At 66.9% G+C, this 24,042-nt stretch carries 22 protein-coding genes and 2 pseudogenes; 11 read left to right on the plus strand and 13 right to left on the minus strand.

Going from position 1 to position 24,042, the window contains the following annotated elements; all coding sequences use genetic code 11:
• Positions 1–97 precede the first annotated feature (97 nt).
• Positions 98–1,351 (plus strand): Bcr/CflA family efflux MFS transporter, encoded by a 1,254-nt coding sequence (locus CQY20_RS27080; protein ID WP_097943353.1) that lies wholly within the window; start codon positions 98–100, stop codon positions 1,349–1,351.
• On the opposite strand, the gene CQY20_RS27085 is transcribed toward CQY20_RS27080, so the two are convergent.
• The gene (locus CQY20_RS27085) at positions 1,348–1,776 is read right to left on the minus strand and encodes a hypothetical protein (RefSeq protein ID WP_234816436.1); all 429 of its coding nucleotides are present in this window, start codon (positions 1,774–1,776) and stop codon (positions 1,348–1,350) included. The genes CQY20_RS27080 and CQY20_RS27085 overlap by 4 nt on opposite strands.
• 543 nt (positions 1,777–2,319) lie before the next feature.
• On the opposite strand from CQY20_RS27085, the gene CQY20_RS27090 reads away from it, so the two are divergent.
• A complete protein-coding gene (locus CQY20_RS27090) occupies positions 2,320–5,082 on the plus strand; it encodes a helix-turn-helix transcriptional regulator (RefSeq protein ID WP_097943355.1) in 2,763 nt (920 codons plus the stop codon).
• A 3-nt stretch (positions 5,083–5,085) separates the two neighbouring features.
• Here the strand turns inward: CQY20_RS27090 and CQY20_RS27095 are convergent, their stop codons facing one another.
• The 3 genes and pseudogenes from CQY20_RS27095 to CQY20_RS27105 all read right to left on the minus strand — a co-directional run.
• The gene (locus CQY20_RS27095; RefSeq protein WP_097943357.1) at positions 5,086–6,123 is read right to left on the minus strand and encodes a hypothetical protein; all 1,038 of its coding nucleotides are present in this window, start codon (positions 6,121–6,123) and stop codon (positions 5,086–5,088) included.
• 63 nt (positions 6,124–6,186) lie between these two features.
• Positions 6,187–7,389, minus strand: a complete 1,203-nt coding sequence (locus CQY20_RS27100) for a cytochrome P450 (protein ID WP_097943359.1) — start codon at positions 7,387–7,389, stop codon at positions 6,187–6,189.
• An 85-nt stretch (positions 7,390–7,474) separates the two neighbouring features.
• A pseudogene (locus CQY20_RS27105) lies at positions 7,475–7,597 on the minus strand (SDR family mycofactocin-dependent oxidoreductase); the annotation flags it as partial.
• Between the two features lie 88 nt (positions 7,598–7,685).
• On the opposite strand from CQY20_RS27105, the gene CQY20_RS27110 reads away from it, so the two are divergent.
• On the plus strand, positions 7,686–8,279 hold the full coding sequence (locus CQY20_RS27110; protein WP_097943361.1) for a TetR/AcrR family transcriptional regulator: 594 nt from the start codon (positions 7,686–7,688) through the stop codon (positions 8,277–8,279).
• Between the two features lie 263 nt (positions 8,280–8,542).
• A complete protein-coding gene (locus CQY20_RS27115) occupies positions 8,543–8,944 on the plus strand; it encodes a heme-binding protein (RefSeq protein ID WP_097943363.1) in 402 nt (133 codons plus the stop codon).
• 93 nt (positions 8,945–9,037) lie between these two features.
• On the opposite strand, the gene CQY20_RS27120 is transcribed toward CQY20_RS27115, so the two are convergent.
• From CQY20_RS27120 to CQY20_RS27135, 4 genes are read right to left on the minus strand one after another with little or no spacing between them, the layout of a single operon-like run.
• Entirely contained in the window at positions 9,038–9,454 is a 417-nt protein-coding gene (locus CQY20_RS27120) for a hypothetical protein (RefSeq protein ID WP_097943365.1), read from the minus strand.
• Positions 9,451–10,446 carry an AraC family transcriptional regulator gene (locus CQY20_RS27125; protein WP_097943367.1) on the minus strand — a complete coding sequence of 332 codons (996 nt, stop codon included), beginning with the start codon at positions 10,444–10,446 and terminating at the stop codon, positions 9,451–9,453. Before CQY20_RS27125 ends, CQY20_RS27120 begins: the two co-directional genes overlap by 4 nt.
• Before the next feature lie 48 nt (positions 10,447–10,494).
• Positions 10,495–12,852: a glycoside hydrolase family 65 protein gene (locus CQY20_RS27130; RefSeq protein ID WP_097943369.1), complete on the minus strand. Its 2,358-nt coding sequence runs from the start codon at positions 12,850–12,852 to the stop codon at positions 10,495–10,497.
• Positions 12,849–13,595, minus strand: coding sequence for a beta-phosphoglucomutase family hydrolase (locus CQY20_RS27135; protein WP_097943371.1), 747 nt, complete (start codon positions 13,593–13,595; stop codon positions 12,849–12,851). The genes CQY20_RS27130 and CQY20_RS27135 overlap by 4 nt, the downstream gene beginning before the upstream one ends.
• A gap of 124 nt (positions 13,596–13,719) precedes the next feature.
• Between CQY20_RS27135 and CQY20_RS27140 the strand changes: the two genes are divergently transcribed.
• Together CQY20_RS27140 and lipE are read left to right on the plus strand one after the other, a co-directional pair.
• Positions 13,720–14,214 (plus strand): peroxynitrite isomerase, encoded by a 495-nt coding sequence (locus CQY20_RS27140; RefSeq protein ID WP_097943373.1) that lies wholly within the window; start codon positions 13,720–13,722, stop codon positions 14,212–14,214.
• Positions 14,211–15,479, plus strand: a complete 1,269-nt coding sequence (gene lipE, locus CQY20_RS27145) for a lipase LipE (RefSeq protein ID WP_097943375.1) — start codon at positions 14,211–14,213, stop codon at positions 15,477–15,479. Before CQY20_RS27140 ends, lipE begins: the two co-directional genes overlap by 4 nt.
• On the opposite strand, the gene CQY20_RS27150 is transcribed toward lipE, so the two are convergent.
• Positions 15,458–15,889: a PPOX class F420-dependent oxidoreductase gene (locus CQY20_RS27150; RefSeq protein WP_097943378.1), complete on the minus strand. Its 432-nt coding sequence runs from the start codon at positions 15,887–15,889 to the stop codon at positions 15,458–15,460. The genes lipE and CQY20_RS27150 overlap by 22 nt on opposite strands.
• A 99-nt stretch (positions 15,890–15,988) precedes the next feature.
• Here CQY20_RS27150 and CQY20_RS27155 point away from each other — a divergent pair, with 99 nt between their 5' ends.
• Together CQY20_RS27155 and CQY20_RS27160 are read left to right on the plus strand one after the other, a co-directional pair.
• Positions 15,989–16,381, plus strand: a complete 393-nt coding sequence (locus CQY20_RS27155; RefSeq protein WP_097943396.1) for an STAS domain-containing protein — start codon at positions 15,989–15,991, stop codon at positions 16,379–16,381.
• Positions 16,382–16,413: 32 nt separating this feature from the next.
• A complete protein-coding gene (locus CQY20_RS27160) occupies positions 16,414–16,866 on the plus strand; it encodes an ATP-binding protein (RefSeq protein WP_097943380.1) in 453 nt (150 codons plus the stop codon).
• A gap of 25 nt (positions 16,867–16,891) precedes the next feature.
• On the opposite strand, the gene CQY20_RS27165 is transcribed toward CQY20_RS27160, so the two are convergent.
• From CQY20_RS27165 to CQY20_RS27175, 3 genes are read right to left on the minus strand one after another with little or no spacing between them, the layout of a single operon-like run.
• Positions 16,892–17,332 (minus strand): response regulator, encoded by a 441-nt coding sequence (locus tag CQY20_RS27165; RefSeq protein WP_097943382.1) that lies wholly within the window; start codon positions 17,330–17,332, stop codon positions 16,892–16,894.
• A complete protein-coding gene (locus tag CQY20_RS27170; protein ID WP_097943384.1) occupies positions 17,332–18,951 on the minus strand; it encodes a sensor histidine kinase in 1,620 nt (539 codons plus the stop codon). The genes CQY20_RS27165 and CQY20_RS27170 overlap by 1 nt, the downstream gene beginning before the upstream one ends.
• Positions 18,948–20,168, minus strand: coding sequence for a PP2C family protein-serine/threonine phosphatase (locus CQY20_RS27175; protein WP_097943386.1), 1,221 nt, complete (start codon positions 20,166–20,168; stop codon positions 18,948–18,950). The genes CQY20_RS27170 and CQY20_RS27175 overlap by 4 nt, the downstream gene beginning before the upstream one ends.
• 149 nt (positions 20,169–20,317) lie before the next feature.
• Between CQY20_RS27175 and CQY20_RS27180 the strand changes: the two genes are divergently transcribed.
• The gene (locus CQY20_RS27180) at positions 20,318–21,514 is read left to right on the plus strand and encodes an acyl-CoA dehydrogenase family protein (protein WP_097943388.1); all 1,197 of its coding nucleotides are present in this window, start codon (positions 20,318–20,320) and stop codon (positions 21,512–21,514) included.
• On the plus strand, positions 21,477–22,667 hold the full coding sequence (locus CQY20_RS27185; protein ID WP_097943390.1) for an acyl-CoA dehydrogenase family protein: 1,191 nt from the start codon (positions 21,477–21,479) through the stop codon (positions 22,665–22,667). Before CQY20_RS27180 ends, CQY20_RS27185 begins: the two co-directional genes overlap by 38 nt.
• A 6-nt stretch (positions 22,668–22,673) precedes the next feature.
• On the opposite strand, the pseudogene CQY20_RS27190 reads toward CQY20_RS27185, so the two are convergent.
• Positions 22,674–23,560 (minus strand): annotated as a pseudogene (locus CQY20_RS27190) (SDR family NAD(P)-dependent oxidoreductase).
• 152 nt (positions 23,561–23,712) lie between these two features.
• On the opposite strand from CQY20_RS27190, the gene CQY20_RS27195 reads away from it, so the two are divergent.
• A complete protein-coding gene (locus tag CQY20_RS27195) occupies positions 23,713–23,946 on the plus strand; it encodes a hypothetical protein (RefSeq protein ID WP_097943392.1) in 234 nt (77 codons plus the stop codon).
• The last annotated feature ends 96 nt before the right edge of the window (positions 23,947–24,042 follow it).

Below are 24,042 nucleotides of genomic sequence, written 5' to 3' on the forward strand. Positions count from 1 at the left end.
TCGTCACCCTGCCCTGGGCCCGCGACCTCGCCAACGCCATCGAACGCCTCGGCAACTTCCTCACCAGCTACCGCCAGCGGCCACAGGGGACGGGACGATGAGCACAATCGCCGGCGACGTCAAACCCCTTGGCGATAAGGCTATTTCGCGTACCGCCAATCGCATCATCGCGGTGCTGCTCATGGTGATTCCCCTGAGCCAGATCGCGCTTGACGCATACACACCCGCACTGCCGCAGATGGCGATCGACTTCGGCGCATCAAACGCATTGGTGCAGAACACCGTAACGGCATACATGCTGGGCTTGAGCATCGCGTTCATCCCGGTCGGCCTGATCTCCGATGCCGTCGGCCGCAAGCGGGTATTGCTCATCGGGCTGGGGATACTCGCCGCGACGAGCATCGGCTGTGCGCTGGCCGTCAACCTCACGGAGTTGCTGGTGCTGCGCTTCGTTCAGGGCATCGGCGCCGCCGCGTGCCTGCTGCTGGCCGCGGCCATCGCCGCCGACTGCTTCCGCGGTGCGAAGCTGGTCTCGGTGTTGGGGCTGTGCGGCGCCGCGTGGGGGTCTGCTCCGGTGTTCGCGCCGGCGTTGGGCGGATTCGTCGTGCAACTGGGCTCCTGGCGGATGGTGTTCGCAGTCCTGGCGGTGTTGGCCATCGCAGTCGCGCTGCTCGTCATCCGAGCGCTGCCGGAAACGCTGCGACCAGACCTGCGGTCACCGATCGACCTGCGCGCAGCCCTTCGTGTGCTCGGTGCGGCGCTGCGGCACCGCCTGTTTCTGACCTATGTCGTGATGTTCGGCCTGATCGGCGCCGCACAGATGGTGTTCGGCGTCGTCGGTCCCTTCCTGTATCAGACCAAGCTCGGATTCTCCCCCGCCGCATACGGTCTGATCGCGTTGATCGTCGGCGTCGCCAATCTGGTCGGTGAACTGGGTTGTGGTGCGCTGGCACAACGCACCACCACCCACCGCCTGGCGGTCGGGGCCTGGGCCGTGTTCTCTGCCGGTGCGCTGACCCTGCTCATATCCGCTGAGGTGGTCGGCCTGAGTGCCCTGATCATCACCGTCGGCGCCGCGCTGGCCCTCGTCGGGATCGGCGTGCTGGATCCGCAGAGCAAGGGACTGGCGATGGGCGTGTTCAGCCGCAACATCGGCCTGATCGGCGGCCTGGTCAACACCTGCTGCTATCTCATCGTCGCGGCAGCGATGGCGCTGATGGCCTACCTGCCGGAGGAGTCCGCGGCCCCGCTCGGCTGGCTCTACCTGGGGGTATGCGTGGTGTTCGCCGGACTCCTCGCCGCCTCCGTGGTGCTGCGGCGCGGCGCATACGGCTCCCGGTCGGCGAGCTAGTGCTTGGCCTTGGCCTGGTCGGCGGCGGCCTGCTGCTGTTCCTGCTGGGCTTCCTTCTTCGCTTCGGCCATGGCCGCCCTGCCCTCGGGGCTCGCTTTCGAGTTGCCCGACGCCTTCGCCGATGCCACACCGGCATCGCAGTCGAGGAACAGCAGAACGGTGTCGGTGACCGGGGAGAAGTCGTCACCCTTGAGCCACGGCGCCTTCTCGGAGTGCGTGACCATGCAGTCGTCGTCGTCGACGAGGTCACCGGTGCGGGTGGCGATCACACCGGTGAGCCCCGCGTCGCCGAGCGCGGACATGACGTCCGAATACTTCTGTCCCGCATAGTCATCGGCTGAGGCGATGCCTGCGCTTGCCAGCATCGCGGGTAACGCCGACGCCGCGATAAGGCCCGCGCCCAGGGTTTTGAGCATTGTCATCATCTGACCTCCGTTTAAATTGGACAAACGGTAGAAAACCGGCCTGCCAGGACCCTTGAGCGCGCCCGTGGGATTGCTTCTAATTCGCTTGCGAATTCCTGGGCGGCGGCAGAAGACGATCCACCGCATCGCGTACGTCGACAGCCAGCCCAAGTTAGTTCACCAGGTCCACGGCGACGGACACGGCGAACCGCCGCCCGTGCAAGCGCGAACCACCAGTGCGACACGATGGGCAGCGCCAGGTCGACGGCGAACGTGAAGCCGTTGATCAACGCAAACGCCAGAAGTCCAAGCGGCGCAACGGAAGTAAGATCAAACGGCAGCCGTCCGATCACAGTGACGCAGGCTCGGTGGGAACGATCGCCGACGGCCGCTCGGCGCGCTGACGTTGCGCACGCACCCGGGTGCTGTGCCATCCACAGCTGGCTGCGGCACGAAGCCCCGGCTAACTGAGCGGCAACATCAGCCAACAAGCATGTCATTCGGGCTAAAGGCGAATATTCAATTCTGCAGCCCGTTCAGCAAATTCTTTGCCATACTCAGCGGGTGCCCAGCCGCCTTGTGGTCCGGCCCGAAGAAGCTCAAGCAGTGACGGCACTGCTGGAATCGGCTGCGGAGGAACCGACGGGCCTGATCGCCGAGGGCGAACCCGGCATCGGCAAGACGACGCTGTGCCTGTCGACCATCGAACTCGCGAAAGAGCGCGGCTTTCGGGTGTTATCGGCGCGACCGGCCGAAGCGGAGTCGGTACTGGCCTACGCCTCGCTGGCCGATCTGCTTTCGGCAGTACACCCGTCGATATGGATCGGTCTGCCCGCGCCGCAACGGCTGGCGATCGACCGGGTGCTGTTGCGTGCGGAGGCGGAGGACTCGACCACCGATCAACGAGCGGTTGGCGCGGGTTTCCTTTCGGTCATCGACCTGTTGGCAGAAACGTCACCGGTGCTGTTGGTGCTCGACGACCTGCAGTGGCTCGACCCGTCGAGTCAGAAGGTCATCGCGTTCGCCGCGCGCCGGTTGTCGGCGGGTGTCGGTGTGTTCGCAACCGTGCGAGCCGAATCCGACGACGACAGCAGTCCGGCATCGTGGCTGCATCTGCCGCGGCCAGACGGCCTGCAGCGGATACGGATCCGGCCGCTGAGCCTCGGCGGACTGAACGCCGTGATCACCCAACGCCTGGGGCGCTCACTGTCGCGGCCGGCCATCGTTCGCATACAGGAGGTTTCGGGCGGCAACCCGTTCTATGCGCTCGAGTTGGCAATGGCGATGGACAGCGGCGCCGGCGGCTCAGACCTGCCGTTGCCGATGACGTTGACCGAACTGGTGCGGGCCCGCATCGGTGGCATCGACGACGCGGCGCGCGAGGTGCTACTCGTGATGGCCTGCCACGGCACACCGTCGGTGGAGTTGGCGGCCCGCGCCACCGGGCTGACGGTCGAGGACGTCGTGGCCAGGCTCGAGGATGTGGAGGCCAAAGGCATCATCGGGATCGACGGTCACCGACTGCGCTTCACACACCCGTTGCTGGCCAAGGGTTTCTATACCGACGTGACACCTCCCCGGCGCCGCGCGATGCACAGGCGGCTCGCCGAGATCGTCGACGAGCCCGAGCTCAAGGCGAGGCACCTCGCCATGGCCGCCACGCACGGCGACGAGCTGACGTTGATGGCGCTCGACGAAGCGGCGGACATGGCGCGCAGCCGCGGCGCGCCGGCTGCGGCCGCGGAGCTGCTCGACCTGGCCATCGGACTCGGCGGTGGCACACCTGAGCGACGAATCCTCTCGGCCGCTTACCATTTCGACGCAGGGGAACCCGCGCGCGCCCGAACCATGCTGCAGGACGCGATTGATCGCCTCGAACCAGGCCTGCGGCGCGCAGAGGCGTTCAGCCTCCTCGGCCATGTCGCGTCGCTCAACGACAACTTCGAGGAAGCCGCCGGCCTGCTACAACAGGCCCTGCCCGAAAGCCATCAGGATCTGGCCCTACGGGTGCAGATCCTGGTGTCGCTGTCGTTCGCTTTGATCAATGCCGGCAGTGCCGAGGACGCGGTGACGTGCATCGAGGAGGCCGTCGCGCGGGCAGACGAACTCGGCGACCGTCACGCGCTCAGCCAGGCACTCGGCATGCGCGTGGTCATCCGATTCATGCTCGGACACGGCGCCGACACCGACAGCATGCAGCGGGCGGTCGCGTTGGAGGACCCCGAGGCCGAAAGCTCGGCGGCATTCAGCCCCACCGTGCAGAACGCACTGATGCTCGCTTGGACCGGCGACCTCGAACGGGCGCAGGACGAGATCATGGCGATCCGCAGGCGCTGCATCGAACGGGGCGAGGAAAGCGAACTTTCCTTCATCGACTTCCACACGGTGCTGATTCATCTTTGGATCGGCTCCACCGCAGAGGCCACGCTAATCGCCGAAGACGCCGTGGAGCGGGCGTATCAACTCAACGGGGACCTGCCGCTGTCGGTTGCGCTGTCGGCCCGCGCCGCGGTCGCGGCGTATGCCGGCGACGAGGAAACCGTGCGCCGCGACGCCGCCGACGCCCTTGCCGCCAGCAACCGCTGCGCGTCGCGACGGCTGGCGGAATGGCCGGTCACGCTCCTGGGTTTCCTCGAGGTCTCGCTGGGAAACTACGCGGCCGCCATCGACACGCTTGCGCCCTTACTGAATCTGCTGGCGGCGTTTCCGGATTCAACAGAGCTGATCAGTGCGTCATTCGTGCCGGACGCCGCGGAGTCCTACATCCAGTTGGGTCGGCTCACCGACGCCGAACCGGTCATCGCGGCGGTCGAGAGCAACGGGCGGCGTCTGGACCGGCCGTGGATGAAGGCGGTCGCGGGCAGGTGCCGCGCCATGCTGCTGGCGGCCCAGGGCGATGTCGACGCGGCAACCCGCGAAGTGGAGACCGCACTGTTCGAGCACGCCCGGCTACCGATGCCCTTCGAACACGCGCGAACCCAACTGCTGGCCGGTCAACTGCAGCGTCGCCAACGCCAGAAGGACCAGGCTGCCGGCATGTTGCGGGAGGCGTTGAAGGTCTTCGAAGATCTCAACACTCCGCTGTGGGCCGACCGTGCCCGCGCCGAACTGGCCCGCGCCGACGTCGGCGCCCGCCGGATGTCCAGCCTGAGCCCGTCCGAACAGCGCGTCGCCGAACTGGCGGCGGCGGGGATGACGAACCGGGAAGTCGCCACCGCCCTGTTCATCAGCCCGAAGACCGTCGAGTCCAACCTGGCGCGGATCTACCGCAAACTGAACATCCATTCCCGCGCCGAATTGGGCAGGTACATGGGCGAACTCAGTTAGCCGTCACGAATTCCGAACGCAGTCGTAGGTCAGCGGGATCTCCTCCCCCAGTTCGACGACCTCGAACTGGTCGACGGTGATGCCGCTGAACGTCTGGGCGTCTATTCCGAGGTCGCCCCATTTGGCGCTGCTGGTGCGGTCGTCGGCGAAGGTGAAGGCGATCTCGCCGCCGTCGGCCAGCAGCATGCCGTGCGTCTTGAGTGCCTTGATGATCACCTGTTGCGGTGCGGTGTAACGGGATTCGTCGAAGTCACTGCGCAACCTGAATCGGACGCCGTACGGCGGTGCGTCGGGCTCGGTGCTCTCGGGACCGCCTGCGTGGCTCGCGGGGTGCACATAGACGTCGGCCTTCATGCGCTCGTTGGGAAGGATGAACCGCAACGCGTGATCGATTCGGCCTGCGGCGACTTCGTCAGCGGTCGGCATCAGCGCCGCGACGGGAAAACCGGCGGCGTCGGCGCTCGTGCACTGCTCGCCGCGCAGGTTCTCCGGATACGCCTTGCCCAGGTCCCACACGAAGAACCCGGTTGCGGTGATGGCGTCGCCGACCTTGTTGGCCTGGTAGACCTCGTAGAGCTTGCCGTCATCGCGGTCCACCACGAGCAGGTGGCAGTCGCCTTGGCCCTCGGTGTCCCCGGACGGGTCACAAGTCAAATCCGGCGAGCCTTCGATGTTCGCGTCAGCGGGTAACGGCATCTCGGCCGGCACCTCGTCGCAGTCCGGCCCGCCGTAGCAGTAGTCCTCTGTGCCAACGACTTTCACGCGCGGTGTGGACCTGTCGGCAGAAAGGATGGGGATTGAGAAGTCGGCCTGCAACACATTGTCGTTACCCCATCCACCCAGATCGCGCAGGGTCGCGATGATGGCGTCGCTGCGATCGGATCTGGCCGCGCCGGATACGTCGATCGTCCAGGGTTCGACGGCGGTGAACAGGCCCGGCCCGGCAGCCGACGCCTGCACCGAAGACTCGGGCGCGGCCTCGGTGGCACATCCCGCGCACGCGATCGCCGCGGTACACAGCGCGGCGAATGTTGATTTCATGCGCGCACGCTAGCGTGGCGCGCGGCGCCGAGATATCCGGTGTTTCCCTATGATTCGCCCGGATCAGGGGAAGACGATGCGCAGCCTCTCCCAGCCCCGAACCGTCGAGGTCGGGGCGCGCACCGCGGTGTCGTAGTCGATGTCCCACTCCGGCCACCGGTTGAGCAGTTCGTCCAGCGTGACCCTGCCCTCCAGCCGGGCGAGGTTGGCGCCGAGGCAGTAGTGCACACCCTTGCCGAATGTGAGGTGGCTGATGTTGTCGCGGTGGATGTCGAACGTGTCCGGGTCGGTGTATCGGCGCGGATCACGGTTGGCCGCACCGAAAAGCAGCAGCATCGCGCTTCCCGCAGGCACGGTCGTGTCGTACAACTCGACGTCGGCGAGCATGTAGCGGGCGACATGCGGCCCGGTCGGTTCGTACCGCAGCGTCTCGTCGACCGCGCGGGTCAACAGCGATCGGTCCTCATGGACTTGGCGGCGCTGGTCCGGGTGTTCGGCGAGCACCTTGGCCAACCATCCGATGAGTCGGCCGGTGGTCTCGTTGCCCGCACCGGCGACGACCTGGACGTAGTGCAGGATCTCGCTGCGATGCAGCTTGCGGGTGACCCCGTTCTCGTCCTCGAACTCCATCGTCAGCAGCGCGGTCATCAAATCGTCGGACGGGTTCTTGGCCCGCCAATCCACGTAATCGGCGTAGATGCTGCCGTCGGCGATCTTGTCGGCGTTGGACACTTTCATCGGGGCGCCCGGCTTGGTGCGCAGATTGGCGTCGTTGACGTCGCGGACCATCACCTGGTCGGACTCGGGAATGCCGAGCAGCATGCCGATCACCCGCATCGGCATCTGCGCGGCGAGTTCGGCGACGATGTCGAATCCGTCCGAACCGACGTGCGGGTCAAGGCAATTGACGCAGAACTGCCGGATCTGATCTTCGATCTCGGCCATCCGGCGCGGCGTGAACACCCGGCTCATCAACCCGCGCAACATGGTGTGCACCGGCGGATCCTCGAACATCATCACGCCGTTGGGCATGTCGAAGTCCGAGTTCACCAATTCGAGGATGTCGCTGCGCGAATTCGAGAACGCCTGCCAATTCGCAAGTGCCGCTTCGACGTCGCTGAAACGCGAAATGGCCCAGAAGCGGTACCGCTCGTTGTAGTAGATCGGCGCTTCCTCCCGCAACCGGGCATACGTCGGCCAGGGGTCGGCGGCGATGTCGACGTCGTAGGGGTCGTAATAGACGTCGGTCTCCGGGGTGGTGGTCATGCTTCCTCTACTTCAACAAACTGCGGGCCGCCACGGGCAGGCCGACGCCGGTGACGTACTGGCACGCGGGCGATCCCTCGAAGCCACGGCAGATGCCGACCGCGATGGTGTCGGCGCCCTCTTCGGCCAGCCGCACCGCGTGACTGCCGGCTTGGCCGCGCGCCTCACCCGTGATCGACGCGACCTCGCCGTCTACCCGTCCGGCCATCACACCCCCTCAGACTTGTTGGGCGATCGCCCAACACTTAGGCTGACGCTATGTCTAGCAGCCCGCGAGCGACAAGGTCAAGACGCAGATGACGGCGCCGAAATCAGCCGGACGTAGCTCGTCGACGCGGCAGGCTTTGATTCGGGCGACCGCCCAAGTCATGCTCGAAGAGGGTTACGCCGCGGCGACGTCGCGCCGGGTCGCGGCCAAGGCGGGCGTCCGTCCCGCGCTGGTGCACTACTACTTCCCGAGCATGGACGACCTGTTCCTCGCGGTGCTGCGCGAAGGCGCCGAGATGAACCTGGCCCAGCAGCGCGAGGCGCTGGCCGACGACCGCCCCCTGCACGCGCTGTGGACGCTCAACAACGCCCACGGCGCCAGGTTGTTGATGGAGTTCATGGCCCTGGCCAACCACCGCAAGGAGATCCGCAGCGAGATCGTCACCTACGCGACCCGCTTCGGCGAGCTGGAGGAAAGCGCTGTGACGCTGGCGATGCGCGCGCACGGCGTCGACACCGACGAGTTTCCGCCTGTGGTGATGTCGGTGATCGTCACCAGCCTGGCGCGCATCCTCGTCCTCGAGCGCAGCCTCGGCATCACGCGTGGCCACGCGCAGGCTGCCGAATTCATAAAACGGATGCTTGACCGGTACGAACTGCCCGAAAGTCGAGCACGCGAATAACAATTCGATCACTATCGAGATCACGATCAATTAAGCGATGCCCGACAAATTTGAGAATCGCTTAAATTCCAGGGGCCGATCTGCGTGGCGACTTACCGAATTCGGCGAAATTGAGGCGAATATCACGCCCCTTGCCTGTAACGCGATTCGAGGCGAGGGCCTGCGGGTTTGGCCACAGACGTTTGAGCACTTGCGGTTTCGGCTACCTTGGTTTTCGGGCGGGGAACCAAGAACGATAAGCAATCGCAAGGAAACACTTGATCATGAATTTCACTGGTATCACTGCGCGCCGGAAAATGGCCGGCGCCGTCGTCGGCTCGCTTCTCGGTGGCGTTGCCGCAGCCACCATCGCTGCGCCGGCTGCTGCCGCCGCGCCGCAGGGATGCAGCTTCAGCGACGTGGCCGACACCGCCAGCGCGACCTGGAGCGAGGCTCGCCAGTACCTGAACGCCCACCCGGGCGCCAACCAGGTCGTGACGGCTGCCTTCAACCAGCCGCGTCCGCAGGCCGAGGCCGACATTCGCAACTACTTCACCGCCAACCCCGGTGAGTACTACGACCTGCGCGGCATCCTCGCGCCGATCGGCGACAAGCAGCGTCAGTGCGACGTCACCGTGCTGCCCGCCGGCCTGCAGTCCGCCTACGACACGTTCATGGCCGGCTAGGACTGCCGGCTAGTCCGAAACGTCGCGACACGACAGAACCCGCCGCTGCAGCCCACGCTGTGGCGGCGGGTTTCTTCTATGAGAACGGCTGAACTATCCCGGGAACGGCAATCGGTGCGCCCAGCGCAGCGCACCAGCGCCCATGTCCGCGCACATCAACGCGACCCCGTCGGAGCCCTGCGCCGACAGGTCCAGCGCTGGGCACGGCAACGCGACGTTGTACACCCCGATCAGCGGTCCCGCCGCGGCCCACACCCCCGCGGCATTGCACACCACGGTCGCACCTTCGGGGGTCAACCCGTAGGCGAACATCCGCCGCGGGTCGAATACGCACGGCCCGCCCTCGACGACGTTTCTGGCCACGTTCGGCACACACTCGGCTGAGTAACAGGGGTAGGCAGCTGCGTTGCCCGCCAACGTGATCGACGTGGACAACAGTGTGATCGCGCCGACGGCGGCGCCGACCGCTGCACGAAACCTTGTGCTACGTAAAACCTTTCGGGAAATCATGGCGGATCCTCTCCCAGCGTGATGCCCGGCGCCCGGCCGAATGCGGCACGGTACAGCGCGGAGAACAACCGTTGATTGACGAAACCCCACCGGTGCGCGATGGCCGCGACGGTCGCGACCGCGTCATCGCCATCCGGGGTGCAAGTTTGCAGGTCATGATGCGCCCCGTTGAGCCGGACACGGCGCAGGTACTCCATCGGGGTCAATTCGTGCTCGCGCACGAACGTCGCCTGCAACTCGCGCGCCTCGGTTCCGGTGGCGGCGGCGATGTCGGCGGCGCCGATCGGTTCGGCGGCGTGCTCGTCGATGTAGTCGACCGCCCGCCGAACGGCTGCGGCGCTGATCTTGCCTGGCTCCGGTCGGTAATCGACCGTCATCGTCGAGTTCGCAAATCCGTTCAGCAATGCCGTGATGACGACATCGACCAATTGCCGTGCCACCAACGGATATTCGAACGCCAGCCCCTCCGGCGAGAGCAGTTGCGTCGTCACCATGTGCACAACCCGGGCGAAGAACTCGTTCATCGTCGGCGAAACCGGCCGCACGGAGTGCAACCGGAAGTCTTCCTGCAGCGTGCCGAAGTTGACCTGCGCGGCCTGCGTCACCCGGACCAGCGGCACCTGCAGCGTCACCACGTCGGGGTCCTCGACAGTGAACTCGGATCGCTCGTCGAACATGACGGCCATCGCATCGCCCGCCCCACAGGCACATTCCTCACGGCGGCTACGGAACGTGATGCACCCGCCCGCCAGCACACCCATCGTGACGATGGCGGCCGGTTCGGCCCGGCCGCGGTAGCGCATCGCGCCACGGAGGTGGCCGCCACAAACCGTGTCGGCGGTCCCGGTCGACACCGTCATGTGAAAATTCTCATCGGCCGGTGCGCACACAGGTTGATGGTCGACGTAGATCTGCCTGAACAAGCCGTAGGCCTCGTCGCTGTCGGTGGTGGACACCGTGGTGCGTAGCACCGATGAGTTGCTGCTGATCATCGCCCCTGACCGGCTCGATTACGGTTATCGACTTTACGCCCTGGCCGTCTATTGCAAAGCGGATCGCCGAATCGGCTCCCGCCCTGGAGGTTGCTGAGGCGGCGGAAGCAGCGCGGTGCGCGGCCGCACCGCGACCGTCGACGGCGACGTGGTGCTCACCTCCAGCGGCGTCCCGGCGTGCCGGATGGTCAGCTTGGCGTCAGGGCCGTCGCGCAACGTGTACGTGACGTTCTCGTGGTTGGCGTCAACGGTCAGGCGGAAGCCGCGCCACCGCAGCCGGAACCGCAACCGGTGAATGCCGCTGGGCAGCTGCGGGTCGAGGTCGAGTACGCCCTCGTCATCGCGCAGCCCACCGAACCCCGCGACCAGCGCCGTCCACGCACCGGCCAGCGACGCCATGTGTAGGCCGTCCTCGGTGTTGTGGTGCAGGTCGCGCAGGTCGATCATCGCGGCCTCATACGTGTACTCGTGCGCCAGTTCGAGATGGCCCACCGCGGCGCACATCACCGCCTGGGTGCATGCCGAAAGCGACGAGTCGCGCGTGGTGCGCCGCTCGTAGTAGTCGAGGTTGCGCGCCATCTGCTCCGGCGTGAACGCGTGGCTGCGCCAGTGCATGGCCAGCACCAGATCGGCCTGCTTGATCACCTGCGACGGGTAGAGCCTGACGTAGGGCTCGTGCATCAGCAATGGATACGAAGTGTTGTCGGTGAAGTTCCACTCCCGCATCGTGGTGAAGCCGGCACACTGCTCGTGCACCCCCAGGTCTTCGTCGTAGGGAATGTTGGCTGCGTCGGCCGCTTTTCGCCACCCCGCGATCTCCTGTGGCGTCACTCCCAGCTCGTCGGCCTTCTCCGGATGCCGCTCGCACGCCTCGGCGGCGGTCCGCAGGTTGTGCATGGCCATCAGGTTGGTGAACACGTTGTCGCGCACAAGGGCGGTGTACTCGTCGGGTCCGGTGACGCCATCGAGGTGCCAAACACCGTGTCGGTCATAGTGGCCCAGCGAGCACCACAGCCGTGCCGTCTCCACAAGCACCGCGAGACCGCACTCGGCCTCGAGCGAATCATCGCCGGTGACAACGCGATAGCGCTCGAACGCCATCGCGATGTCGGCGTTGACATGCCATGCCGCCGTGCCCGCGGGCCAGTACGCCGAACACTCCTCGCCGTGAATCGTGCGCCACGGGAACGCGGCTCCCTCGAGGTCGAGTTCTGCGGCCCGTTCGCGGGCCAGATCGAGTGTGGAGGCGCGCCACCGCAGTGCGTCGGCCGCCGCTTTCGGCGCGGTGTAGGTGAGTACCGGAAGCACGAAACCCTCGGTGTCCCAGAAGGCGTGCCCGTCGTATCCGGTGCCGGTCAGCCCCTTACCCGGAATCGCCCGTTGCTCGGCGCGGGCACTGGCCTGCAGCACGTGAAAGAGGCCGAACCGCACCGCCTGCTGGCACTCCGGGTCGCCCTCGACCTCCACATCGGCGCTGTCCCAGAACTCGTCGAGAAACTTGCGTTGCGCGTCCAGCAGCCCCTGCCAACCGGTGTATCGCGCGCCGGCGATCGCGCCGGCCACCTGGTCGCGCAGCGCGGGACGCGAGCGCAGACTCGACCAGCCGTAGGCGATGTACTTGACGATGCGCAGTTCCTGACCGGCGCGCAGGCCGCAGATCACGGTGGTGCGCGCCACATCCTCCCGAGCCTCGGCGCCGACCTCGACCCGGCCCGGCACGTCGACTTCGTGGTCCATCGCGGCGGCCAACATCAGCCCGCTCTCCCTGGTGCGGTGCAGCAGAACGGCTCCACGCTCGGTGGTTTCGTGATGCACGGCCACCAGCGGATCTCGTAACACGGCGGCCACGCGCGGGTCGCCGGAGCGCTCCGGCTGATCTTCGTTGGCGACCAGTTCGGATTGCACTGTGACACGGGCGAACTGGTCGATCGCCTGAACCCTGTACTCGATCGCTGCGACGCTGCGCTGCGCCAGCGACACCAGCCGCGTTGACCGGATCAGGACCTGCTTGCCTGCGGGCGACATCCATCGGACGAGCCGATTCAGCGTGCCCGCCCGCATGTCCAAAACCCGTTCGTGCTCGTGCAATTGGCCGTATCGGACGTCGAACGGCTCGTCGTCGACCAGAAGCCGCATGACCTTGCCGTTGGTGACGTCGACCACCGACTGCCCGTCTTCCGGATAGGAGAAGCCCGACTCTGCGTACGGCAGCGGCCTGGTCTCGTAGAAGCCGTTGAGGTAGGTGCCCGGCAAGCCGTGCGGTTCACCTTCTTCGAGGTTTCCGCGCATTCCGATGTGGCCGTTGGACAACGCGAACAGCGACTCCGTCTCGGCGATCAACCCCATCTCGAATGCGGTCTCCCGGACGTGCCACGGCTCGATCGGGAACAGCTCTGCGGTCATCATGATCGGGACTCCAACAGTTCGGCCAGATCGGCGACGACGATGTCGGCGCCGTTGCGCCGCAACTCATCTGCCTGCCCGAGGCGGTCGACGCCGACCACCACCGCGAAGTTGCCTGCGCGGCCAGCAGCCACACCGGCGAGCGCGTCTTCGAACACGGCGGCCTGATCGGGCGACACGCCAAGCAGTTCCGCGGCACGCAGGAACGAGTCGGGGGCGGGCTTGCCGGCGATGTTCTCCTCCCGCATCGTGACACCGTCGACGCGCACCTGAACGAACTGCGCAAGCCCCGTCACGTCGAGCACTTCGCGGGTGTTGGCCGACGACGACACGACCGCGACGCCGAGCCCGGCGGCCTTGACGGCCTGCAGGTAGCGACGCGACCCGTCGAACACGTCGACCCCGTCGGTGCGCAGCATCTGGTGAAACAGTTCGTTCTTCCGGTTGCCCAGCCCGTGCACGGTCTCAACCGAGGCGTCGTCGTCGGGTTCGCCTTCGGGCAGGGTGATGTCGCGGCTCGCCAAGAAGGAGCGGACGCCGTCCTCGCGCCGTTTCCCGTCGACGTAGCGCCGGTAATCCTCATCGATGTCGAAGGGCACGAATCGATCTCCGCTGCGCTCGGCCCGCGCGCTCAGGTACGCGTCGAACATCGCCTTCCACGCCTTACGATGCACGCTGGCAGTGTCGGTGAGCACGCCGTCGAGATCGAACAGACACGCCAGGACGCTGTCCGGCAGACCAAGCACGCCGCTACCGCTTCCGCGGGCGTATCGCGTCTGAGATCACTGGGCGCTCGCTTGCTCGATCGATGTCTTGCTCGGCGGCCACTGCTCGCCTATACCCATCATCGCCTGACCATAGACTGGCGCCGTGGCCGATCTCCATCCCGACGTCGCTGCGCTGGCCCCTCTGCTGGGCATCTGGGCGGGCCGCGGCGCAGGGAAATACCCGACGATCGAGCCGTTCGACTATCTCGAGGAAGTCACGTTCGGCCACGTCGGCAAGCCGTTCCTGAGCTACGCGCAGCGCACCAAATCGGCAGATGACGGCCGGCCGCTGCACGCCGAAACCGGATATCTGCGGGTGCCTTCGACGGGTCGGGTCGAGCTGGTGCTGGCCCATCCGACCGGCATCACCGAGATCGAGGAGGGCACCCTTTCGGTGCGCGGTTCGACGATCGAACTGGACCTGGTCTCGACCGCGATCGGGCGCACCGCTTCGGCCAAGGAGATCACGGCGGTGGCTCGGACGATCCGCGTCGAGGACGACGTGTTGAGCTACACGGTCCGCATGGCCGCGGTGGGCCGACCGATGCAAGACCATCTGAGCGCGACGCTGCGCCGTGAGCCGAAGGGCACGCCATGACCGCGACCGCAGACGGCAGAATCCACATCCCCGCCGACCTCGACGCTGTCACCGACATCGGCGCCGAGGACCACTCCGAGGTTGATCCTGCTGCGGTGGAACGGATTTGGCAGGCGGCGCGGCATTGGTATGCCGCGGGCATGCACCCCGCCATCCAGGTCTGCCTGCGGCGCAACGGGAAGGTGATCCTGAACCGCGCGATCGGGCACGGCTGGGGCAACGCGCCGGAAGACCCACCCGACGCCCAGAAGATTCCGGTCACCACGGACACCCCGTTCTGCGCGTACTCGGCAGCCAAAGCGGTTGCGACGACGGTTGTGCACATGTTGGTCGAACGCGGCGCCTTTTCGCTGGACGACCGGGTTTGTGACTATCTGCCGACCTACACCAGCCACGGCAAGGACCGCACCACGATCCGTCATGTGATGACCCACAGCGCGGGCGTCCCGTTCGCCACTGGGCCGCGGCCCGACCTGTCGCGGATGGACGATCCCGAATACACCCGCCGGAAACTGGGCGAGTTGAAGCCGATTCATCGGCCCGGTCTGATGCACATCTACCACGGGGTGACATGGGGTCCGTTGGTCCGCGAGATCGTCGCGGCGGCCACCGGCCGCAGCATCCGCGAGATCCTGGCCACCGAAATCCTTGACCCGCTTGGCTTTCGCTGGACCAACTTCGGTGTCGCCGCCGAGGACGTAGCGCTTGTCGCGCCCAGCCACAACACCGGAAAGCCGCTGCCCGCCCCGGTGGCGAAGGCGTTCAAGCTCGCCGTCGGCGGCACCATGCGCGAGATCATCCCGTTCGGCAACACCCCGCTGTTCCTCACCGGGGTCATACCGTCGTCGAACCTGGTGTCAACGGCCAGCGAGCTGTCGCGGTTCGCCGACATCCTCGCCCACGGCGGAGAGCTCGACGGGGTGCGCGTGCTGCGGCCCGACACGCTGCGGGCAGCGACCAGGCAGTGCCGCAGGCTGCGGCCGGACATCGCCGACGGCTTCGCGCCGCGCCGGTGGGGAACCGGCTACATGCTCGGCAACAAGCGGTTCGGGCCGTTCGGACGCGACGCAGCGGCCGCGTTCGGCAACACCGGCCTGACCAACATCGCGGTATGGGCCGACCCGGAGCGCGGGCTGGCGGCCGCGGTGATCAGCAGCGGCAAGCCGGGTAGGCATCGCGAAGCCAACCGCTACCCGGCGCTGCTGGACCGCATCACCGCCGAGATTCCCCGGGTGAGCGAGTCTCAGCGGATCTTTTCGCCGTAGACCCGCTTGACGCTCATGGCCATCAGCACCCTGCGGTCGGACACCATCACCGACCGGTACTCCTGCCAGTCCGGATGCTCGCCCGCCGCGGCGCGGTAGTACTCGACGAGCGCCCCGACCTCGGGACCATTCGGGTCCGTGCCGGGCCCGGTCAGCGTGACCGGCCCCTCCGCGGTGGCCCACGACCATCCGTCGGCGCTGGTCACCTCCAGTACCGCGCGCGGGTCGCGGCGCAGGTTGGCGGTCTTGGCCCGCCCCTCGGTCATCGACACATAGATGATGTCGGCGTCGCGGTCGTAATACGGGGTGACCGGCGACAACTGCGGCATTCCGTCGGCCTTGATGGTGGCCAGCACGCCGAGGCGGCTCTCGGCGAGCAGCGTGCGCGGGTCGAATCCTGTAGCGGTCATGCCCCTGGCAACTGACGGCCGTCCGCCTGCTATTCCGTCAGTGCCGGTAAACTCGCGGTGCTGTCGCCGTTGGGGCGGACGGACTGACTGGAGGTGAGCATGGATAGCCGGCCCGATCCTGCCCGTAATGTCGATTCGGGCGGGGCTGGAAGTACCTGCACGCTCGAGGAACGCCGCGTGGATAACATCAGCGTGGTAGGGGTTACGGGCGTGGTGGACATGCTCACGGCGCCCGATCTGGAGAAGGCGATCGCCGAGGCCGCCAAAGGCTCCCCGAGCGCCGTCGTCGTCGACATGACGAGTGTGGAGTTTCTCGCATCCGCGGGCATGGGCGTGCTGATCGCCGCCCAGGATGAGCTTGCGCCCGCCATGAAATTTGCTGTTGTCGCCGACGGACCGGCTACCAGCCGGCCTCTCAAACTCGTCGGCGTGACCGATGTGGTTGATCTGTACGCCACCCTCGACGATGCGCTGTCGGCGCTCAGGAGTTAAAACGGCCGCGACCGGGTAGCCAGCAGGCTGAGATGGCAGACTCGAAACACAGCGACTCGGAGACACGATTCGCAAACACCAATGTTCTTGCCGATCCGGCGTGTGCGGCGCGACTGCGGCAAGAGTTTTCCGGCTGGCTCAATAGGTATTTCACGCTGGATCCCATCAGGGCCAGCGATGTGGTGCTGGCCGTCAACGAGGCGCTCGCCAATGCAGCGGAGTTCGCCTATTCGGCGTTCGACAAGCCGGGCGCGATGCACTTGCTCGCCGACTACGAACCCGGCACGGCAGTGCTGAAGGTCACTGTCGCCGACGAAGGCTCGTGGCGCATCACCGACGGCGAGAAAAAGACCAACACCAGGGGCAGGGGTATCCCGTTGATGCGCGCACTGGCCGACCGCGCCACCATCGACTCGTCACCCGGCGGCACCAAGGTGTGTCTGGAATGGAACCACGTGACCGCGGCCCAGCAGGCCGTGACTTGACTCACCCCACCGGCTGGGGCTGCCCTCACAGCTTGGGTAGCCGCACCACCTGCACGAAGAACTCGTCGATCTGCCGCACGGCACTCATGAACTGATCCAGGTCCACCGGTTTGGTGACGTAGGCGTTGGCGTGCAGTTTGTAGCTTTTCAGGATGTCCTCTTCGGCTGACGACGTGGTCAGCACCACCACCGGAATGTGGCAGAGGTCGGCATCCGATTTGATCTGTTCGAGCAGCTGCCTGCCGTCGTACTTCGGCAGGTTCAGGTCGAGCAGAATCAGGTCCGGCCGCGGTGCGTCCTCGTAAGGCCCCCGCTTGTAGAGGAAGTCCAACCCCTCCTCGCCGTCGTGCGCCACGTGCAGGTTGTTGCTGATCTTGTTGTGCTCGAAGGCTTCTCGGGTAATAAGCTCATCGCCCGGGTCGTCTTCGACGAGCAGGACGTCGATCGGGCGTGGTTCTGATGTCACTAACTGGTTCCTTCCACAAGGGATGTTGAGACGTTATCGGGCTCGGGCTCGGCCTTCGACAGTTCCGGCAAGGTGAACCTGAAACGGGTGCCGCCGGTGTAGGACGTATCCACCCAGATGTTTCCACCATGGTGTTCGACGATCTTCTTACACAGTGCCAAACCGATGCCGGTTCCGCTGTACTCGTCGCGGCTGTGCAGGCGCTGGAAGATCACGAACACCTTGTCGGCGAAGTCTTCGGCGATGCCGATGCCGTTGTCGGCGACGCTGAACAGCCATTCGCGGTGCTCGTCACCGTCGCGCGGCTGACAGTCGATCACGACGCGCGGCGCCAGCCCTTCCCGGCGGAATTTCACCGCGTTGCCGATGAGGTTCTGCCAGACCATCGTCAGAAGCGTCGGATCGCCATCGATGGCAGGCAGCGGCTGGGCCGGCCGCACGATCTCGGCGTCGGCCTCTTCGATGGCGGTCGACAGGTTGGCCAATGCGGCGTCCAGGGTGTCGTCGAGTGCGACCTCGGTGCGCGTGGCGTTGAGACGCCCGACGCGGGAGAACGTCAGCAGGTCGTTGATCAACATCTGCATCCGCTTGGCGCCGTCCACGGCGAAGCCGATGTATTCGACACCGCGGTCATCGAGCTTGTCGCGATAGCGCTTCTCCAACAGCTGGCAGAACGAGGCGACCTTGCGCAGCGGCTCCTGAAGATCGTGTGAGGCAACATAGGCGAACTGTTCGAGTTCGGCGTTGGACCGCCGCAGTTCCTCGGTCTGCTCGTCCAACGCACGCCGCGCCGCCCGTGCTGCTTCCAGCTCGTCGACGATCCGCTGTCGCATGTCTTCGACATCGATTGCGATGGAACGGATGTCGCGAGGTCCGCGCGGCACGATGCGCTCGTCGAAGTTGCCCTCGGTGATGCGGCGGCAGGCCGCCGCCAGCGCGCCGAGCGGGCGAGTGACCGCGCCGCGCACCAGCAGCGCCAGCGCGGCCACCAATCCGAAGAAGGCCACGATCATGCCGATGGCCAGCCTGTCGCGCCACGCTCGCATCCGGTCTAGCTCGTCGACTTCTTCCGCGCGGGCCGTGCCAAGGTTTTCGTTCTGGCGGTCGAAAAGCGTTCGCAGCCGGTCGAACTCGGCCTTGCCACGGTCGGTAAGAGCGCCGTCAGCCGGAATGCCCTGGGAGACATCGGCTATGACGGGCTCAGCGTACGCCGCCCGCCATGCGGCCGCGGCCTGCTTGATCTCGTCCAGGTCGGCCATCAGCTGCGGGTGGTTGCCGACGAGCTGCCGAATATCCTCGGCTGCTTGCCTTTCGGCTTCTTGCCCGGCGTTGTAGGGCATCAGGAATTGCTCATCGCCCGCGATGACGAAGCCGCGGACCGCAGTCTCCTGGTCACGCAGGGCGGCTTGCAGCTGATAGGCCGCCACGCGGGCCGGCTGCATATGCTGTATCAGGTCGCGCGACAGGTCGTCGGTGCGGTCCATCAGCGTCGCACCCGCCGCCAAACCGGCCAGCACCACCGCGCCCATCAGGGCCAGTACCAGGTTCTGCCACCCCTGTACGGTCAGCCGTCGACCAGCCGAAGGCTTGACCGAGGGCCGCTGGGCCGGCTCGCTCATCGAGTTGTGCGCTCCACACGGACGACCGCGATGTCATCGGTCAGTCCGCCGTGCGCTCGCGCTTGCTTGGCCGCTTCGTCGATGAGCGCATCGACGAATTGCTCGCCAGGCAGATCGGCGAACGAACGTGCCAGTTCGAGCAGCCCGTCCTCGCCGAGGCGCCGGTTTCCGCTTCCGGCATGGCCCTCGAAGAGTCCGTCGGTCAGCAACACCAGACCGGTGCCCTCGGGCCAGGACAGCTGGTGGTACTCCCATCCGCCCGACTGCAGACCCAGCGCGGGGCCGCCGGGGGGCTCGAGCCAGTCCACCGTGCCCCTGCCCTGCACCAAGAGGCCCGGATGCCCGGCGCGGACCGAGCGGAACTTGTCGCCGTGCGGCGGGATGGCCAGGCTCAACACCGTCGCAAAGATGCCTTTGCTCGCCCGTTCGGTGCACAGGATCCGGTCGAGTTCGCGCATGCGATCGGGTCCGCGCAGGCCCGCGAAGGTCAACGCACGCCAGGCGATGCGCAGCGCGACGCCGAGCGCCGCCTCGTCGGGGCCGTGGCCGGCGACGTCGCCGATCATGACGTGCACCGTGCGGTCCGCAGTCTGAACGAAGTCGTAGAAGTCGCCGCCCAGCAGCGCGTTCTCGCGGCTGGGCACGTAGCGGGCGATGATGTCGACGCCGGGGTCGTCCAACAGCAGCGGCGACGGCGACAGCCCACGCTCGAGGCGGGCGTTCTCCATCGCGCGCAGTTGGCTGGCGTGCAGTTCGACGGCGGTGATCTCGGCGCGCTTGCGCTCGATGGCATAGAGCAGCGCCCGTTTCAGCATCTCGGGTTCGACGCGGCCCTTGACCAGGTAGTCCTGTGCGCCCAAGGCGACCGCGGACATGCCGAAGTGCTCGTCGTTCAGGCCGGTGAGCACCACGATCGGGATGTTCGGGTCGACGGTCTTGATGCGCTCCAGCACCGCGATCCCGTTGGCGTCGGGCAGATTCAGGTCGAGCAGCACACAGTCAGGCCGCATAAATGCCAGCCGGGCTTCGGCGTCGGCAACCGAGGGCGACCACGTGCATTCGATGTCGGCGGCGGTGTCGGCGATCAATTCCTCGACAAGCAGTGCATCGGCGCGGTCATCCTCGACGAGCAGCACCGACAGCCGCTGCCCCCCGGCTATGCCGACAGCCTGCGTTCGGGCAGCAGGCGTGGTCTGGTGCTCAAGCGGCGCGCGCATGGGCAATCACGTCCTTTTCGTAACGCCACCCCGGTCGCGCTGACCTTCTTCTTTAGTGACAACACTTCGACAATACCCAGCCGAGCAGCCCGGTGCCGAATCTTGATCCCGGAAGCCGACCCTGATCCGGCGTTTCCTATCGTGATCGGATGAGCACCGCTGACGACGCAGATCGCGTCGCTGAACTGGCCCGCAAGGTCGTGGCCGAGCACGATCCGAAGACCGTTCCGATCCCCGAGTTTCTCGGCGCCTGCTACGACGCCGGCCTGTCATGGGTGCACTTTCCCGAGGGCCTCGGCGGTCTCGGCGTGCCCCGCGGCCTGCAGGCCGTCGCCGACGCCATCCTGCAGGGCGCGGGCGGCCCGGTACCGCTGGCGCTGAATCCGATGGGCTACGGCATGGCGGCGCCAACGGTGCGTGAACATGCGCAGACCGACGAGCTGAAGCGGGCACTGCTGCGGCCGCTGGCCACCACCGAGGACATCTGGTGTCAGCTGTTCTCCGAGCCGGGCGCGGGGTCGGATCTGGCCGGGCTGGCGACCTCGGCGGTGCCCGACGGCGATGAGTGGATCATCAACGGGCAGAAGGTGTGGACCAGCCTTGCGCACAAAGCCCGTTGGGGACTGCTGCTGGCGCGCACCAACCCCGACGTGCCCAAGCACAAGGGCCTGACGTATTTCGTCATCGACATGCACCAGCCGGGGGTGGAAACGCGGCCGCTGCGCCAGATGACCGGCCAGGCCGAGTTCAACGAGGTCTACATGACCGATGCCCGCATCCCCGACACTCACCGGCTTGGCGCGGTCGGCGACGGCTGGCGGGTCGCGATGACCACGCTGATGAACGAGCGCAGCGCGCTCGGTGCCAGCGGCAGCCGCCGTGGTGCAGGCACTATCGCCGACGCGGTGTCGCTGTGGGCGTCGCGGCCGGACCTGCGCACACCGGTGCTGCGTGACCGGCTGAGCCAGCTGTGGCTGCGCGCCGAGGCCCAGCGGCTCACCTCGGAGCGATCCCGCGCCGCCGCGACCGTCGGCGGGCCGGGCCCCGAGGGCTCGATCGGCAAGCTCGTCGGCGCCGAGCTGAATCAGCACATCTATCAGTGGTGCATGGATTTCCTTGGGCCGGAAGGCATTCTGTATCACGGCTATGACCGGCGCGAGGATGGCGGCGACGGGGCCGACTGGCGCGCGCCGGTGCAGCAGCGGTACTTGCGCAGCCGCGCCAACACCATCGAAGGCGGCACCTCCGAGGTGATGCGCAACATCCTCGGCGAGCGGGTGCTGGGTCTGCCCGGCGATCTGCGCGCCGATGCAGGAATGCCGTGGAAGGAGATCCCCCGTGGTTGAGCATTCCGCCGAGTTCAGGTTCACCGACGAGCAGAACCAGCTGCGCGCCGCCGTGCGCAAGTTCTGCGCCGAGCACTTCGACGAGCAGACGGTGCGCACGCTGATGGAGTCCGACCCGCCGTTCGACGCGAAGGTGTGGGCGCGGCTGGGCGGCGAGCTGGGCGTGCTCGGGCTGTCGGTGCCCGAGGCCGACGGTGGTGTCGGCGGCACGCTCGTCGACCAGGCCGTCGCCGTCGAGGAGCTGGGCGCGGCGCTGGCCTGCGGGCCCGTCTTCGGGACGGTGTTTCTGGCGATCCCGGCCCTGGTGGCGGCCTCGTCGGGCCCTGCGCGTGACGAGTTGCTCGCCGAGCTGGTCGACGGGCGGCGCACCGCGGCGTTCGCGGTGCCCGAGCGGGCCGGCGCGCTGGGCGAGGTGTCGGTGAGGGCCGACGGCGACGCGCTGACCGGGACCGTCGAGCGGGTCGTCGACGCGGGTGCGGCCGACGATCTGCTGGTCGCCGCCAACGGTCCGGACGGGGTGGCGCTCTACGCGGTCGACGCGGCGGCGGCGGGCGTGCAGCGGCGGCGGCTGGTGACGCTGGATCTGACCCGGCCGCAGGCCACCGTCGAGCTGTCCAACGCGCCCGGTCGGCTGGTGGCAGGCCCGGCCGAGGCCGAGCGCGTCATCGAGCACGCGCTGCAGGTGGGCGCGGCGCTGCTGGCCGTCGAGCAGGTCGGGGCGGGTCAGCATCTGCTCGACCTGTCGGTGGACTATGCGAAGTCGCGGATGCAGTTCGGCAGGCCGATCGGTTCGTTCCAGGCCGTCAAGCACAAGCTGGCCGATCTGCTCGTCGACCTCGAGCACGCGCGGTCCACGGCGTATCACGCGGTGTGGGCGCTGACGGACGGTTCGGACGACCCGGCGCTCGCGGTGAGCATTGCGCAGGCGACGTGTTCGGCGGCGTTGTCGCGCATCGCGGCCGACACCATCCAGGTGCACGGCGGCATCGGGTTCACCTGGGAGCACCAGGCGCACCTGTACTTCAAACGGGCCAGCACCGACGCCGCGCTGCTGGGCAGCGCCGAGCAGCACCGTTCGCGGGTGGCCGAACTCGTGCTGGACAACGCCGAGCCGGGCCGCGTTCCGCGGGTCGCCGACGGCACTCCCGCGTGAAGCGCGTCAGACGGGCAGGTTGGTGTTCGTCTCGGTCTCGGCCCACGCGGTGAGTTCTGCGGCGGTGTCGTAGTCGCAGGCCGCCGCCGAGCGGCCGATCAGCACCGGCGCGCCCTTCAGGCCCCAGCGGCCCTCGATACCGACGTAGGCGCCGGGCGGGATCGGCTCGCTGATGCAGTACAGACTGGTCGCCGCACCCTCGTCGATGTCGTTGCCGAACACCCCGGCCAGCCGCCTGACCACCTTGTCGGCGGCCTTCATCAATGGGCGGTCGGAGACGCTGGACAGGTTCGACGACACCCAGCCCGGATGCGTGAGATGCGTGACGACGGGCGAGTTCGCCTGGCGCAGCCTGCGATCCAGGTCGAGACCCCACAGCATCACCGCGAGCTTGGAGCGGGCATAGGCACCCATCGGCGTCCATTTGTGCGTGCGCAGATGCATGTCGTCGAGGCGCAGCTTGCCGCCGCGGTGCGCCTGCGAGCCGACGTTGATGATCTGCGAGCGGATCCGGTCGAAGATCAGGTTGGTCAACGCAAACGGCCCGAGCAGGTTCGTGCCGATGGTCTTCTCGAAGCCGTCGACGGTCTCCTCGCGGTTGGCGGTCAGCATGCCCGCGTTGTTGATCAGGATGTCGACATCGCCGTCGAGCGCGCCGGCGAACGCCCGCACCGACGTCAGATCGGCGAGGTCGACTTTCAGTATCGACGTCGAGCCGCCGATCTCGCTGGCCCGCTGCGCCCCGAGCTCGGTGTTGCGCACCGCCATGATGACGTGCCCGCCCTGACCAGGGCGCGGGTGGTGCCGAGGCCGACGCCGTTGGTCGCGCCCGTCACGATGATGCGTTTGCCTGAAAGGTCGCCCAGCCGGGCCGGTGTCCACTGCGCGGTCACGGCGTCAGGCTAACGTGCTCGCTTTCGCGGGCACCCCGGACGCCGCATCCCGCCGCACCCGCCGAACGTGAATCCTCTGCGAGAAATCGCGCCGAAAACCACCAAATCTTCACGTTCGCGCTGAGAATCTTCGGGCGATACGCTGGGCCACCATGAGGAGTCCACTGCGACGGGTGATGGCAGCGCTGGCGCTGGCGAGCGTCCCGATGGCCGGTGTCGTCGTGTTCACCCCCGCCGTGAGCTCGGCGTGCCTGCCCGGCGAAACGGGCGTCACCAACGGGTGTGCGCCGTTCTGCCTGCCCGACAAGGCACTCGACACCCGCACCGGGCTGTGCGTGACGGTGCCCAACCCCTCACCCAACGGCGTCAACCCGCCGATCTACTGACCCACCCCCCCGGACCCCGGTGTGGTTTAAACAAATGGAGCGGGCGCCCCTAGAAGGGGGGTTGATGTGGGGGGTGGGCGGTTAATTTAAAAAAAA

Source organism: Mycolicibacterium agri (assembly GCF_002553505.1).
Taxonomy (GTDB): Bacteria; Actinomycetota; Actinomycetes; order Mycobacteriales; family Mycobacteriaceae; genus Mycobacterium; species Mycobacterium agri.